This window comes from Veillonella montpellierensis DSM 17217 (assembly GCF_000426745.1).
In the GTDB taxonomy this organism is placed as follows: Bacteria; Bacillota; Negativicutes; order Veillonellales; family Veillonellaceae; genus Veillonella; species Veillonella montpellierensis.
Map to the genome: position 1 here is coordinate 136,100 of NZ_KE384563.1, position 17,838 is coordinate 153,937.

General features: G+C 39.3%; 2 protein-coding genes and 1 tRNA gene. All 3 read left to right on the forward strand.

The window, feature by feature from the left end; translation table 11 throughout:
* The first annotated feature begins 104 nt into the window (after nt 1–104).
* Complete coding sequence (locus tag K357_RS0107745) at nt 105–1,394, forward strand: S-layer homology domain-containing protein (RefSeq protein WP_028258179.1); 1,290 nt, start codon at nt 105–107, stop codon at nt 1,392–1,394.
* Nucleotides 1,395–2,411: 1,017 nt separating this feature from the next.
* Nucleotides 2,412–2,488: transfer RNA gene (locus K357_RS0107750), tRNA-Pro, on the forward strand.
* A gap of 1,566 nt (nt 2,489–4,054) precedes the next feature.
* Nucleotides 4,055–17,838, forward strand: a 13,784-nt coding sequence (locus K357_RS09200; RefSeq protein WP_038113948.1) for an ESPR-type extended signal peptide-containing protein, incomplete at its 3' end; no start/stop codon positions are given.

Genomic DNA, 17,838 nt, shown 5'->3' on the forward strand with positions numbered 1-17,838 from the left:
ATGAGAGGAAACATGGACACTCCGTAGAATCTTATCTAGTACAGATACATGAGGGCGACATACTCATATATTTTTTGTTCTGTATTAGAAAGAAGGAATGAACAATGAAAAAACGTTTTGCCGCTGTATTTGCAGCAACAGCAATCTTGGGTGTAACTACAGCATTTGCTGCTAACCCATTCTCCGATGTAACTCCTGATACTTGGGCATACCAATCCGTATCCCAATTAGCTAACGCTGGTATCATCAACGGTTACCCAGATGGCACATTCAAAGGCCAAACTAACATCACTCGTTATGAAATGGCTCAAATGGTAGCAAAAGCTATGGCTAACCAAGACCGTGCTAACGCTGAACAACAAGCTATGATTAACCGCTTAGCTGACGAATTTTCTACTGAATTGAACAACTTGGGTGTTCGCGTATCTAACTTGGAAAACAAAGTAGGTAACGTAAAAGTAACTGGCGATGTTCGTTTGCGCTACAAACAAACTGAACATAAAGATTCTAAATTTGATTATCGTGGACGCATTAAATTCAACGCCATGGTTAACGATAATACAACTGCTACTGTACGTGTAGGTGCTTCTAATAATTTTGGTTCAGGTGATGCTGATCATACCGATTTTGCTGCTACAGTTGATCAAGCTTATGTGGCTCACAACTTCTCCAAAGAATTGACTGCTGTTGTAGGTCGTCAAAACTTATTTGTTGGTGGCGGTTTAATGTATGATGATGCATTTGATGGTGCTGCCTTAGCGTATGATAATGGTAAAGTATCTGCTACTGTAGGCTATGGTACTCCTATTGCTGGGTTAGGAAACCAAGAGGTTAAAGATACAGCAACTGTAACATTGGCTCAAGCTAATGTAAAACTAGCTGATAACGTATCTGTAGGTGGTTTCTACGTACGTGGTAATAAAGATATTTATACTATGAATGATAACGGGAAGAAGACTGTTAAAACAAATAAGGCGGTAGTACCAGCTGATAAAGATACATCTAGTACTACTAACGTATATGGTTTTAACACAGATATGAACTTTGGTAATGTATGGGTTGGTGGCGAATGGTTAAAAGCTAACTATGATAATTCTAATGCATGGGTAGCAGGCATTGGCTATGGTAACTATGACCAAGCTGTAGCAGGTACTTGGGATGTAAAAGCTCAATACATGTATGCTAATGTGGCTGCTCCAATTTTATCAAATACATATAGTTTCCAAGATGCACCTTTCAAAGGTTGGTTAGCCACTGTTGATTATGCAGTAGCTAAAAATGTAGGTGTAACTGCTTACTATGGTTTTGCTAATAAATCAGTTGATACTGACGCAGCAAAAGATAATCAAAAACAAGCTGATTACTATCAAGCACAATTAAACTTCAAATTCTAATTGCTAGTAATTGAAAGAGAGTCTCTTCGGAGACTCTCTTTTTTTTACCCATGGCAATAAGATTGGTTAGCCACTGTTGATTATGTATTAGCTAAAAACGTAGGCTTAACTGCTAACTATGGATTCGGTAACAAAACTATAGATCGTTTTGCTGAAAACAATAACCAAAAACAACCTAATTACTACAAAGTAGAATTAAACTTCAAATTTTAATTGTTAGTAATTGAAAGAGAGTCTCTTCGGAGACTCTCTTTTTTTGTACCTTAGTACTGGTGATGATAAGGGCGGTTGTAACGAATCACACTGAGTCTACATCATACGACTGTAGATAAGTGGTTGCACCCATACATACTTTGTTTATGTAGTGCCAGTGATAGATATAGCTAGTTGTAACGAATACATCTAGTCTTGTAGTACCAGTGATAGATATAGGCGGTTAGGACGAACTAATACCGTATGTATGTAGTACGAGCAATCGATATAGAAAGGCGTAATGCATACATACTTAGTCTATAGTACTATGCTAGTGTATTAATAGCAGGGATACGCGTATTATACACAAGGTGATAATCTACAACAACATAGTGTTATAAGAGTTATAGGACAAAACGTGTTGTTTTAAATGCCGATGGAACTAGGAAATACCTAGCTTCATCGGCATTTTATCTTTTTAGTGAACGTTAAAGAGTGACAAAATGTGTTGCAAAAAAGCTGAAAACCTTACATTTACTGGCCTAAATAGGGTTTTATCTTTCTAGGAATATATTTTTTAGAAGGAGTATTTTTATGAAAAATGTTAGATATCCGATTGCTATAGTAAGTATTCTACATCTATGGTAGTAATCATCTATACATTCCGTAAATATATTGTATAGGGCGAGTATATGTGGTGGATAGAAATAGAATTTGTAGCATAACCCTATGTGTCTGCCTATAGCGCTGGCAACAGTTACTTTCAAGAATTCATATAGAATGCTTGACGGCACCAGTAATTATTGATATAATAACTCTTGTTGACGGGGCATAGCGCAGTTTGGTAGCGCACCTGGCTTGGGACCAGGGGGTCGCAGGTTCGAATCCTGCTGCTCCGACCATGTGATTACAATTAGTGCCGCAATGAATGTATAAGTCCATGCTTACATTACGCATCTGTAACGGTACTATAACATATAGAATACTAGTACATCTATGAATTTGGTCGTGAGGACCAAATTTTTTTTATACGAAGCGATCACTAGTATATAGAAAGCACAGACGTAACACGCTTTCTGGGTAGAATTAAAAAATTCACCTATTAAGGCGATACAGCATTGATTCGACTGATACAATCAGTCGATTTTTTTATATATACATATGTATATATAACTATAATACGAACACTGCCGTTTGAATGGCATAGATGGTGAAACGTATATATCCACCGTCCTTCTAATGTACCATAGATAGATGCTAGAGATGAAAATAAATACATGGTAGGAAGTATTATTGCCACTAATACAATTTATTGTTTTACTTTTACACACAATAATGCATGATAAACCTATTCATCACAATCATGTCACAGTTTTGGTGTACATGCTGTGTTATAAAAGGAGTACATCACACCGAATGGACGCTACATGTTAGCGCATACCTACTGCGCTATAAAAGAATTACATCTTATTAGATGGATCCTATATGTTAGTGCATATATATTAGATTATAAAAGAGATATATGTAATGAATGGATGATACACGTTTGATATATGTATACTGCATGATACATAGCGTCTATTGCAATGGCTGCCACATGGTAGTCCATGTATTGGCAGTAAATGAATTACATCGAATGCATAACGTACTTTCAGAATATGTAGTATGAATGATAGTATGGTTTACAATTATATATGGTTATACTAGTTAGTGTCTAGCTTGTAAGGAGATAGATTTTTTACGTTACACGAAAGATAGCGTATATAGATATTCATACAAGGCTAGTAAAAATGATGACTATAGAAACAGAGGGGATAGAACTGATTTAGTGTGCCCCCTTCTGTTCTTGGACAGATATAAGTAAGCCACTTATGGAGAATGAGTTTGATATGTTACCAGACTCATTCCTTTTAATGGGAGCGAATACTTTCGTATTGCAATCATCGATAGGATCCATTCCTATGTTGATATATCTTCATAAGGAGTAAATTTCTGTCGTTATAGTAACTCGGTCCTATTGCTGACAATATATGTGTAACATTTTCTATTATGATTACTCTATATACGTTGCGTAATCGTATACGATGATTAATGGTATAGGTAAGTAACCGATTAGGGATAATACTTTCTGATATTTTAAAATTGTTAGCCATTGAAAAGAAGTCCCTTTTTTTAGAAAGATACATAGAATATTTCCTTTTTTCAAATCCTTTGCTATAAAATAATCATATAGATTGCACACAATTTAACGGGGGGGTGCTTAATATTGACAGTATGTAAAAGATAGAGTAATTTAGTAATGTATGGAATAAACAAAGTAAATACCTAGGTCTATTATATAAAATAGTCTATAGAAAGCCTTTTTTTCTAAAAGCTTCTGTGAGGATTTGAGTATGATGTGAGCTTTTAGTGGCTTATTCGATTGTGTGATGTAAAAATATAACAAATATGTTGAGGAGGATACGGCTATGAATCGTATTTATCGAGTTATTTTTAATCGTTCACGAGGATTGTATCAAGTTGTTTCAGAGATTGCGAAACGTGGGGGAAAAGAAAAAAGTAGTAGAACTAGTGGCTCATCATTGCGACGCGGTGCGGGTATAGCACTTTGTATTGCAGGCATCATGGGCGGGACGCTATCTGTCCATGCGGCGGATGAATATGTGTTGAAAACAACCTTTGATCAGGAAGTTCAGAATTTAAATGCTAGAATTTCAACGCAAGAGATGTCGATGATGGGCTATCAAGCTATCATTGATAAACAAGTAAAGGATATGGGTACGAAAGTCGATGGTATAGGTACGAAAGTCGATGGTATTGACGCAAAAGCGATTGCGAACCAAGAGGCTATTTCTGCCTTGACAAAAGCAAATGGCACGATTGATATAATTAAGAAAGGCTTACAAGATAACAAAGAGGCTATTAACGAGATCACGAAAGATGGAGGAAAACTGGATCAAACGATTGATCAAGTTAATACGATGGTAGGTGCACTGGGCGACTCTATGACCCGCTTGCAAGAAAAGCAGAATGCGAATAGTGGAGACATTGCGCAACTTAAAACAGCTGTAGCGGATATTACAAAAGATGGCGGTGTAGTGGATACGAATAAGAAAGCTATCGCAAAGAATGCTGGAAATATTCAAGCCAATAAAGACCAAATCGGCAAAAACACAGAACAAATCGGTAAAAATAAAGAACAAATTGGTAAGAATACAAACGCCATTGCTACTAATACACAAGCATTAGATGAATTAAATGGGCCTAATGGAACCATTGCAAGCATTAAAAACGACATTCAAACGAATAAGGACCAAATTGGTAAAGCAAATGAAGCCATCGAGAAGGCGAAAACTGATTTAGCGGAACAAATTTCAAAGGCGAAGAACGAAATTGGACAAACAAATCAGGCTTTGGATGGACGTGTATCACAAAACGAAAAAGATATTAAACAGAATAAAGAAGATATCAAGCAAAATAAAGTAAATATCAATCAGAATACAGAAGATATCAAAAAACTTACACAGACGGTTAGTGACAATAAAGAAGCAGCTGATAATGCGTTAACAACAGTAAAAAATGATTTACAAAGTAAAATAGATACAACTAATGAAACATTAACAACTACAAAAACTGAATTGTCTAATAAAATTGACACTACTAAATCTGATTTGGAAAAGGTAATTGGCGACAATAAAACAGCTGCCGATACTGCGTTAACAAAAGCGAAAGAAGAATTAAACAAGACAATTAGCGACAATAAAGAAGCGGCTAATACTGCGTTAACAACAGCAAAAAATGATTTTCAAGGAAAGATTAATACCACCAACCAAAACTTGGATCAAGCTAAAACGGATTTGACGAATAAAATAAATAAAGATGTAGGTGATGCAAAGACAGCATTGGCAGGTCAGATTTCCGGTGTACAAAGAACTTTGCAGGGAAAGATTGATGCAACAAATCAGACAGTGGCTACCAATCAGCAGAAAACAGATGATAATTTCAAAAAAATTCAAGAGTTTATTCAGAAAAGAATAAATGGACAGACTGCGGGTCAGAAAAATTTAGGGTTAGATATCGGTGAAAATGCTAGATTGGGATTTAGATATTTCCGTACCAGCATGGATAATAAGCACGATGCAGATCCACAAGGTGCTAATTCCATGGCCATCGGTGTGAGTACAACTTCCGGTGACGGTTCAATCGGGATTGCCGCAGGCGGACCAGCGGGGGCTCTTACAGCAGGTGGTGAAAACTCCATCGGTATCGGTAATGGCATACAAATTGATGACAAGGAAAATGGTAATACCATCGCCATCGGTACAGAGGCGAAGATTCTTAAACAATCTGAAGGTGCCATTGCCATCGGTCAGGCCGCTAATATTGTAGCCACTAATAAATACGCCATTGCTATCGGTGCGGCAACGCAAACTTACGCAGAAGAAAGCATGGCACTAGGCCACAGTGCTAAAACCTACATGAAGGGTGGCGTGGCTATCGGGCAAGACGCTCAGGTCGGCGAGTATATAGAACCACCCGTGTTAGATGGGGATGTGAAACAGGACGGTCTCGGTACTGGTATCGATGGGATTGCTATCGGGCGTGGTGCACAGACCTTGGCGGATCAGACCATTTCCATCGGTGCAGAAGCAGGTCTAGGCATGAAGAGAACGGGGACAATTCCGCTTGCCGCATCGCATATCGTCATTGGTAATCAAGCCGGTCAATCTATGCAAGGTATGGAAAATATCGCCCTCGGATATAAGAGTGGTGGCAATGTACAAAGTAACTACAACATTTCCATCGGTTCCGAAGCGGGTAGAAATATCTTAGGAAGTCGTACAGACCCTATCGGTAAAAACGTTTCTATCGGGTACCATGCAAACTTTAGAAAAGCGGTTACCCAACCAGGTCAGAATATACCTGAACCAGAACCAGGAACCGAGCCAGCCGATCCAACGGCAGAACCTAAAATGAAGATTCCATCCATTGCAGAAGATTCACAAGCTATTAAATTAGTACAATCGACAGCCATCGGTAGTGAAACCTTGGCGGCTAATAATGGTACCGCTGTAGGCTATCAGGCACAAGCGTTGGGTAACTCTACCGCTGCCTATGGTTTTGGTGCCATTGCAGAAGGTGAAAGTTCCTTAGCCTTAGGTACTGGTGCGAATGCAAAAGACGGCAATATCGCCTTAGGCGCTGGATCTATTGCATTGAAACAGGATGTGGAAAATAAATTGGCAGCCCTTACCGGTACAAAGGCTAAGACCGGGATAGTATCTGTAGGTAATGCGGAAAAAGGTATGCTTCGTCGTGTGACGAATGTGGGCGACGCCGTAGATGATCAAGATGCAGTTACGTTGGCACAATTACGCGCTAGCATGACACAAGTAAGTAATGATCTTATGGTCAAGGCGCAAGGTGAACTTGGTAAAACAGACCTTCATTATGACCCAGTAGCCATTGGTGGTGATCCAAGCATTACGTTACAAGCAGGGGATAATAAAACTGGTACAGTCATTCACAATGTGGCAAAAGGCGTACATGCAGGTGATGCGGTTAACCTAGCACAACTTAAAGAATATACAGAAAAAGGAATGGGTCACTATTTCTCCACCCGTACTACGGGCCATAAACACAATTTTGCTAATGAAGGCGCTACGGGGGAAAATTCCGTTGCCTTCGGTGTCGATGCAAGTGCTACCAATAAATATAGTGCCGCTATGGGTAACTATGTACAAGCACAAGGTGAAGGCAGTTTGGCAATCGGTACTGGTTGGTTCAATGAAAATGATAAACCTACCATCGAAGGAACTGGGGAAGAAGTACAGCCAGTTATGACGAAAGCCTACTCTGGATATCGCTATAATGTAGCGATTGGTGCTGGTGCACAAACGGAAGGTAATTACAGTATGGCTATCGGCCCACGGGCGTTAACCAAAAAGAAAGCGTATAAGGCGGAAAGTGAAAATACTGGCGTCGATTATGCCTTATCGATAGGATACTTATCAACCGTATATGCAAAAGACGGTCTTGCTATCGGTCATTTGGCAGAAGTACATCAACCAAATGGTGTGGCTATTGGCAGTGAATCGTGGAGCCTTCGTAATAAAGCCTTAGCCATCGGTAATCACAATACGGCACTAGGCAGAGAATCTGGCACAATGGGTACGCGTAATGGCGTATCTGGTGATAATAGCTATGTTATCGGTAATGATAATATGAATTTGACAGATGACGATCGCAAGGACGTGCTAGATACTATTGCTAATGCAGCGACTAAAGGGATTTCCGATAATGATTCCACCGTTCTTGGTAACCGCAATACCATGGTGTCCAAATTCAAAAGCTTTGATGGATTAGATGGAAAAACGTCATATCAAGGCATTGTTCGCGGTGAAGATAATCATATTGTAGGTAATGCGAATACGTTAACACGAACTAATAATTCCTTTGTTACTGGTAGTACGAATGAATTAGTAGAAACTACATCCACATTCCTTGTAGGGAGTGAGAATAAATTAACGAATACTAATACGATTTCCGGCGTATTAGGTGAGAAGAACGAGATTACAAGTCATCATACTACTACACTAGGCAATGAAAACAAAATTAGCGGTGATTCTGTAAAAACCTTGGGTGAACGTAATGAGGTAAGTGGTGCTAATTTAGCAGTTATCGGTAATGATAACACGCAGGTTGCTGGAGAGGGCTCCAATGTATTCGGTAATGCCAATACCGGTGTTACCACTGAAAATGGGCATGTTATCGGTTTCTCGAATAATGGAATTGCTGGCACTAATCAACAAGTGTTGGGCAGTTTCAATAGCACTATTAATGCTCAAAAAAGTCATGTTATCGGCTTTACTAATACGAATGTATCCGGCGAAGATCAACGCGTTATCGGTAATGAAAATGATTCTATCAGCGGGAACCGCAATACCGTATTAGGGAATAAGAATAAAGACGTTACAGCAGGAGCGGAAGATACACAACTTATCGGTAATGAAAACTCGTCTATTTCTGCGGCGCAGGCACAAATTTTAGGGAATAGTAATGCGAAGATCTCTACGAAGAGTGGCCACGTTTTCGGTAATATGAATAGCGCTATTGGCGGTGAAAAACTCTCTGTTATCGGTGATGAAAATAGTGATATAGCAGGAACACAGTCTCTTCTTTTCGGGTATAAAAATAATCAAGTACAGAAAGACACAGCTAATACCCAAATTATGGGTAATGTTAACAGCAATATAGCGGCAAACAGAACACAGATTATAGGTAATGCTAACAAGGTTGGTATTACTAAGAACCTCAAAGAACAGGGTGCTGAAGGGCAAGACGTAACTAAAGAGGTTTTGGAAGCGGTTAAAGATGCACAGGTCATGGGGAACAATAACCAAGTACGGAATAATTACGTGCAAGTCTTAGGTAACCATATTACGACTACGCTAGATAAGTCTGTATATTTGGGTGATAATGCTGCATACAACGAAGATGAAACACTATCTGCTACGAATAAAGACTATACGAAAGATTCCATTTATGGCTATGCCTTTGCAGGTACGAAACCAGTAGGTGTTGTCACAGTGGGCGCAAAAGGAAATGAACGACGCCTTCAAAATGTGGCTGCTGGTTTGGTAGCAGCTAAAAGCACTGATGCAGTGAATGGCAGTCAATTGTATCAATTGACACGACCACTCCATTTTGCAGGGGATAATTCTACTTTTAATGAAGCAGAAGACCATGATAAAGATACAAACGTACTTCATCGCGGATCGAATCAGAATATTACGATTAAGGGCGGCGCAGAAACAACTAAGTTGAGTGATAACAATATCGGTGTCACTGTCAACACTCAAGAAAATGTAATGAATGTGAAATTGGCTAAGAATTTAACCGATTTGGAAACAATTACATTCGGAAAAGACGGTACGTCGATGAAAATTGACGGCACTAATCAGTCTATTTCTAATATCAAGAAAGTGACATTCGGTGCACCAGACAGTCAAAATAGTATGATCGTGGACGGTGAAACTAAGGTTATTAAAGGCTTGTCTAATACGACATGGATTCCGAAAGATAAACGGGACGCTACATTTGACAGATCACAAGCGGCGACACAAGGGCAATTAGAAGCCTTTGAAAAATCGACACAACGTGGATTCGATGTGTATGTTAATAAAGATGAAGAGGCGAATAAGTTCACTGTACAATTAGGTGATGAAAAGAAAAATGATGCCTTTGGATTCTTAGCAGGTGACAATCTAACTGTTTCCAAAGAAGGCAAACAGATTACCTATGCCTTGAAGGACGACTTGGCTGTCGGTAAAGAAGGTCAAGATGGCAAGGATGGGACACTTACTGTACATGGTAAAGCGGGTGAAACAGTTGCCATTAACGGTAAAGATGGCAATGTGACCATTGAAAGTGCCAAAGATGGTGAAAGTAAGAAGAATACGATTACTATGAATGGCAAAGATGGCACTGTAGGCATTAATGGTAAAGACGGTGCGACTGTTGTGATGAACGGTGACGGAACCATTGTTGCGAAAGGTAAAGGTGAAGATGGCAAGCCAGGCGCTTCTGTTACTATTGATGGAAAGAATGGTATTACTACTATTGAAGGCAAGACCGACGATAATAATCAAAAAAATACGATTACCCTTGATGGTAAAAATGGCAAGATGGGCGTTGCTGGTAAAGATGGTAATAGCGTTACATTAAATGGCCAAGATGGTTCTATCGGTATGAAGGGGAAAGACGGTGCTACTCCTGTTCAGATTACTACAAAAGATGGCACTGTTGGTGTTGATGGTCAAGATGGTACGACTCGCCTTGTAGTCAAAGAAGGTACCAAGACACATGAAGTGGCAACCATGAATGATGGCATGAAATTCATGGGTGATGTTGGCACTGAAGACAAGTTAAAATTAAATGAACAACTTACTGTGACTGGTGGTATTACTGATAATGCTCAGTTAAGTCAAGACAACAACATCGGTGTTATCGCTGATGGGCAGAAGAAATTAACACTTCGGTTGGCAAAAAATATTCAAGGCCTTGATACCATTACACTAGGCGATGCAGAAGCACCAATGAAAATTGATGGCACGAAAAAAACAATCAGTCGTATTGAAAAAATGGTATTTGGCGTAGCGGATAGTACAGATAGTTTAATTATGGATGGTACCAATAAAGTGATTACTGGACTTTCTAATACAACATTACCTGAAAATATGAAAACGTTGAAAGCCGATCAAGCTGCTACACAAGGTCAATTGAAAGAAGTCCTTGATAAAATTGGAAAGAATATCGATGACAGTGCGGATTACCGATTGGTACAAAATGCAAATAATACAACTGATAACAGTTATAGTGTGAATGGCGATGGGGACATTAATTTAACTGTACAAGATATAAAACATCCAGATAAAAAAGATACGGTAACGATTAAAAATGTAGCGAAGAAGTCTGACTTAACTGCGTCGGATAAGAAATTTACCGATTATGCGGTGAAGTATGATACAACAGCAGATAATAAGGTTAATAAAAACTCTATTACCTTGGAAGGTGATAAAACCACTGGAACCGTTATTACTAATGTAGGTGCCGGTAGTGTTACTGCAACTAGTAAAGACGCTGTTAATGGTAGTCAATTGTACAAGACAAACCAAGGCTTTGATGTATATGTGAAAGACAAGACAGATGGTAATACATTTGATGTGCAATTGGGTAGCGATACAAAAGACGCCTTCGGTTTCGATGCAGGTAACGGCCTTGCGATTGCACGCGATGGTAAGAAGATTATCTACTCCTTACAAGATGACGTTTCAGTTGGTAAAGCTGGACAAGATGGCAAAGACGGCAAAGTGACTGTCAATGGTAAAGATGGCGAATCGGTTACCATCAACGGTAAAAATGGTGAAATCGGAGCTCAAGGACCAAAAGGTGATGATGGTAAGTCGAATAGCGTTACTATTTCTGGTAAAGACGGTACAATTGGAACAAATGGCAAAGATGGTAGCTCTGTTGTATTGAACGGTAAAGACGGATCCATCGGCATGAATGGTAAAGATGGTAAAAATGCGGTTACTATTACCACCGGAGATAGTAAAGTAGGACTTGACGGTAAGGATGGAGAAACCCGTATTATCGTTAAAGAAGGCAACCATGTGAACGAAGTAGCCACCATGAATGATGGATTGAAGTTCAAAGGCGATGATGGCACAGCGGTAGGCGTAAAACTAAATAATCAAGTGAATATCGTTGGCGGCGCTAAAATCGTTAAAGATCATGAAACCATCACCAACTTGACCGATAATAACATTGGCGTAGAATCCATTGTAGATGAAACAGATGGTAATAATGCGAAGATGAAGATCCGTTTGGCGAAGAACCTTTCTGATTTGGAAGACATTACCTTTAACAGTAAAGATAAGACAAATCCGATGAAGATTGACGGCAATGCGAAGACGATTAGCAATGTAAATAAAATTACAGGACTTACCAATATAACATTGCCAACGGATGGAACTCCGATGCAAGCCGATCAAGCAGCGAGCCAAGGACAACTTAGCCAAGTCCTTGAAAAAATTGAAAATAATAAAAATGCAGCCACTGATTATCGCTTAGTAGAAAGTGATAGTGACGATAAGAAATATAGCGTTGACACAAATGGTGAAGTGACACTTACTGTACAAGATCAAAATCATAAAGATAAAAAAGAAACAGTTACCATTAAAGATATAGCTAAGAAATCTGATTTAGATACAGCGACTAAGACATTTACCGATTATGCGGTGAAATATGATAAAAATGGCGATACAGTAAACAAGAATTCTATCACCTTAGAAGGCGGTAATGATGGTACAGTCATCAAGAATGTAAAAGCTGGCGATGTTTCTGAAAATAGCAAAGACGCTGTTAACGGTAGTCAACTCTACAAGACCAATCAAAATGTTACGAATATAACGAATAATTTGGCTAAGACTAATGAAGGCTTCGATATTTTGGTAGGCGAAGATACAGCCGATAACAGAGCCAACGTTGCGTTAGGTAAAAACAATAAGGAAACTGTTGAATTTGCAGCAGGCAATAGCCTTGAAGTTACATTGGACAAGAATGCTAAGAAAGTTACCTACTCTTTGAAAGATGACATCACAGTCGGTAAAGATGGAGAAGCTGGCAAAGATGGCAAGGTTACTGTAAATGGTAAAGACGGTGAAAAGGTTACTATTGATGGTAAAGATGGTAAGATCGAAAGCAAGGCGAAAGACGGTACAACCGTTACAGTAAATGGTAAGGATGGTACTGTAGGTGCTACAGGTGCAGACGGTACAACTGTTACCATGAACGGTAAGAATGGTACAATCGGCGGTAAAGGCGCAGATGGTACAACTGTTACCATGAATGCGAAAGATGGTACAATCGGAGCCCAAGGACCAAAAGGTGCTAATGGTAAAGATGGCGCGTCTGTTACTATCAACGGTAAAGATGGAATTACAACGATTACTGGTGCTACCGATGATGAGGATCATAAAAATGTCATCGCTCTTAACGGCAAAGACGGCAAGATGGGCGTTACTGGCAAAGACGGCAATAGCGTTACATTAAATGGCCAAGATGGTTCCATCGGTATGAAGGGTAAAGATGGTACGAATGCAGTAAGCATTACCACACAAAATGGCACTGTTGGTGTTGATGGCACAGATGGTACAACTCGCCTTGTAGTCAAAGAAGGTACCAAGACACATGAAGTGGCAACCATGAATGATGGTATGAAGTTCATGGGCGATGTTGGCACTGAAGACAAGTTAAAATTGAATGAACAACTTACCGTAACTGGTGGTATTACTGATAATACTCAGTTAAGTCAAGATAACAACATCGGTGTTATCGCTGATGGGAAGAAGAACTTAACACTTCGCTTAGCGAAAGAGCTTAAAGGCTTAGATGGCATTACCTTCGGTGCTGGCGATACAGCGATGAAGATTGATGGCACTCAAAAAACTATCAATAACATTACGAAGATGACTTTCAAAACTCCAGATAACAAGGATAGCATCGTAGTCGATGGTACCAATAAAGTAATTACTGGTCTTTCCAATACAACCTTACCAAAAGATATGACCACTATGCAGGCGGATCAAGCCGCTACACAAGGTCAATTGAATGCATTATTAACTAAGGTACAAACAGAAGCAACTGATTATCGATTAGTGCCTAATGCACAAGCTACTGACAAGAAATATACAGTAGATGCGAATGGTGATATTACACTTACTGTACAAGATCAAAATCATAAAGATAAAACAGAAACAGTTACCATTAAAGATGTGGCTAAGAAATCTGATTTAACTGCGTCGAATCAGAAATTTACCGACTATGCGGTGAAATATGATAAAGACGGCGATACAGTAGACAAGAATTCCATTACCTTAGAAGGGAATACTAAAACAGGTACTGTTATTAAAAATGTAGGTGCTGGTAGTGTTAACAAGGATAGCAAAGAAGCTGTCAATGGCAGTCAATTGTACAAGACCAACCAAGGCTTTGATGTATACATTAAAGACAATACGGATGGCAATACATTTAATGTAAAATTAGGCGATGATACAAAAGACGCTTTCGGTTTCGATGCAGGTAACGGACTTGCGATTACACGCAAAGGTAAGAAGATTATCTATTCCTTACAAGATGACGTTTCAGTTGGTAAAGCTGGACAAAATGGTAAGGATGGTAAAGTCACAGTCAATGGTAAAGATGGCGAATCGGTTACTATCAACGGTAAGAATGGCGAAATTGGCATTCAAGGACCAAAAGGTGCTGATGGAAAAGACGGCAATAGCGTTACTTTGAGTGGTAAAGATGGCACGATTGGCGTTCAAGGACCAAAAGGTGCTGACGGTCAAGACGGCAATAGCGTTACGTTGAATGGTAAAGACGGTTCCATCGGCATGAAAGGTAAAGATGGCAAAAATGCGATTGCTATTACCACTGGAGATAGTAAAGTAGGTCTTGACGGTAAGGATGGCGAAACTAGAATTATCGTTAAAGAAGGCAACCATGTAAACGAAGTAGCCACTATGAATGATGGCTTGAAATTTATGGGCGACAGCGGTACAGCGGTAGGCGTTAAATTAAATAACCAAGTGAATATCGTTGGCGGTGTTAAGGCTGAAAGAACAGGTAATATTGTTACTAATTTAACTGACAATAATATTGGTGTTGAATCCATAGTAGATGATCAAGATAATAAAAATGCTAAACTTGTTGTACGCTTAGCGAAGAACCTTTCCGATTTGGAAGGAATTACCTTTAACAGTAAAGATAAAACGACTCCAATGAAGATTGATGGCAATGCGAAGACTATCGAAAATATCAAGAAAATGACATTCGGTAAAGATGGTAGTACCGATAGTGTTACCGTAGATGGAGAAAATAAGGTAATTACCGGACTTTCCAATACAAAATTGCCAACTGATTTGACTAAAATGAAAGCCGATCAAGCGGCGAGCCAAGGACAATTGAAGGAAGTTTTAGATAAAGCAACTGCTACTGATGATTTCTCTGTTAAGTATGATAAAAAAGATACTGGTGAAGTCGACAAAAACTCTGTTACCTTAGGTGGCGATACAAATGGTACAGTTATCAAGAATGTGAAAGCTGGAGATGTATCTGAAAATAGTAAAGAAGCTGTCAATGGTAGTCAATTGTACAAGACAAACCAAGGCTTCGATATTTTGGTAGGTCAAGATACAGCCGACAACAGAGCCAACGTTGCGTTAGGCAAAGCCAATAAGGAAACTGTTGAATTTGCAGCAGGTAATAGCCTTGATGTTACTTTGGATAAGAATGCTAAGAAAGTAACCTATTCCTTGAAAGATGACATCACAGTCGGTAAAGATGGTGAAGCTGGTAAAGATGGCAAGGTTACTGTCAATGGTAAAGACGGTGAAAAAGTTACTATTGATGGTAAAGATGGTAAGATTGAAAGTAAGGCGAAAGACGGCACAACCGTTACAGTAAATGGTAAGGATGGTACAATCGGAGGTAAAGGCGCAGATGGTACAACTGTTACCATGAATGCCAAAGATGGCACAATCGGAGCCCAAGGACCAAAAGGTGCTAACGGTAAAGATGGCGCATCTGTTACTATTAATGGTAAAGATGGAATTACAACGATTACTGGTGCTACCGATGATCAGGATCATAAAAATGTCATCGCTCTTGACGGTAAAGACGGCAAGATGGGCGTTACAGGCAAAGACGGTAACAGTGTTACATTAAACGGCCAAGATGGTTCCATCGGTATGAAGGGTAAAGATGGTACGAATGCAGTAAGCATTACCACACAAAATGGCACTGTTGGTGTTGATGGCAAAGATGGTACAACTCGTCTTGTAGTCAAAGAAGGTACCAAGACACATGAACTGGCAACCATGAATGATGGCATGAAATTCATGGGCGACGTTGGTACTGAAGATAAGTTGAAATTGAATGAACAACTTACCGTCACTGGTGGTATTACTGATACTACTCAGTTAAGTCAAGATAACAACATCGGTGTCATCGCTGATGGGAATAAGAACTTAACACTTCGCTTAGCGAAAGAGCTTAAAGGCTTAGATAGCATTACCTTCGGTGCTGGCGATACAGCGATGAAGATTGATGGTACTCAAAAAACTATTGATAACATTACCAAGATGACTTTCAAAACACCAGATAACAAGGATAGTATCGTAGTAGATGGTACCAATAAAGTAATTACTGGACTTTCCAATACTACATTGCCAAAAGATATGACCACCATGCAGGCGGACCAAGCGGCAAGCCAAGGTCAATTGAATGAATTATTAACTAAGGTACAAACAGAAGCAACTGATTATCGGTTGGTGGGTAATGAACAAGCTACTGATAAGAAATACACAGTAGATGCGAATGGTGATATTACACTTACTGTACAAGATCAAAATCATAAAGATAAAACCGAAACAGTTACCATTAAAGATGTAGCGAAGAAGTCTGATTTAACTGCATCGGATAAGAAATTTACCGATTATGCGGTGAAATATGATAAAAAGGGCGACACAGTAAACAAGGATTCTATTACCTTAGAAGGGGATACTACAACAGGTACAGTTATTAAAAATGTAGGTGCTGGTAGTGTTAATAAGGATAGCAAAGAAGCTGTCAACGGCAGTCAATTGTACAAGACCAACCAAGGCTTTGATGTATATATTAAAGATAATAGCGTTGACAATACATTTAATGTAAAATTAGGCGATGCTACAAAAGACGCTTTCGGTTTCGATGCAGGTAATGGCCTTGCGATTACACGAACTGGTAAGAAGATTATCTACTCCTTACAAGATGATGTTTCAATTGGTAAAGCTGGACAAGATGGTAAGGACGGTAAAATCACTGTCAATGGTAAAGACGGTGAATCGGTTACTATCAAGGGTAAAAATGGCGAAATTGGAATTCAAGGACCAAAAGGTGCTGATGGTAAGTCGAATAGCGTTACTTTGAGTGGTAAAGATGGCACTATTGGCGTTCAAGGACCAACAGGTGCTGATGGTAAAGATGGCAACAGCGTTACTTTGAATGGTAAAGATGGATCCATCGGTATCAAAGGCAAAGATGGTGAGAATAAAGTAGATATTACCACTGGAAATGGTAAAGTGGGCCTTGACGGTACGGATGGCGAAACCCGTATTATCGTTAAAGATGGTAATAGGAACAATGAATTGGCAACCATGAATGATGGCTTGAAATTCCAAGGCGATGATGGCAATGCTATTGGCGTTAAATTGAATAAGCAAGTAAATATCGTTGGCGGCGCTAAAATTGTTAGAGATCATGAAACCATCACCAACTTGACCGACAATAACATTGGCGTAGAATCTATTGCTGATGAAGCAGACGGAACAAATGCGAAGATGAAGATTCGCTTGGCGAAGAACCTTTCTGATTTGGAAGGCATTACCTTTAACAGTAAAGATAAAACAAATCCAATGAAGATTGATGGCGACGCTAAGACTATCGAAAACATCAAGAAAATGACCTTCGGTAAAGATGGTAGTACTGATAGTGTTACCGTAGATGGCGAACAAAAGGTGATTACTGGACTTTCCAATACAACCTTGCCAACGGATTTGAAAGATTTGAAAGCGGATCAAGCAGCGAGCCAAGGTCAATTGAAGGAAGTCTTAGATAAAGCAACTGCTACCGATGATTTCTCTGTTAA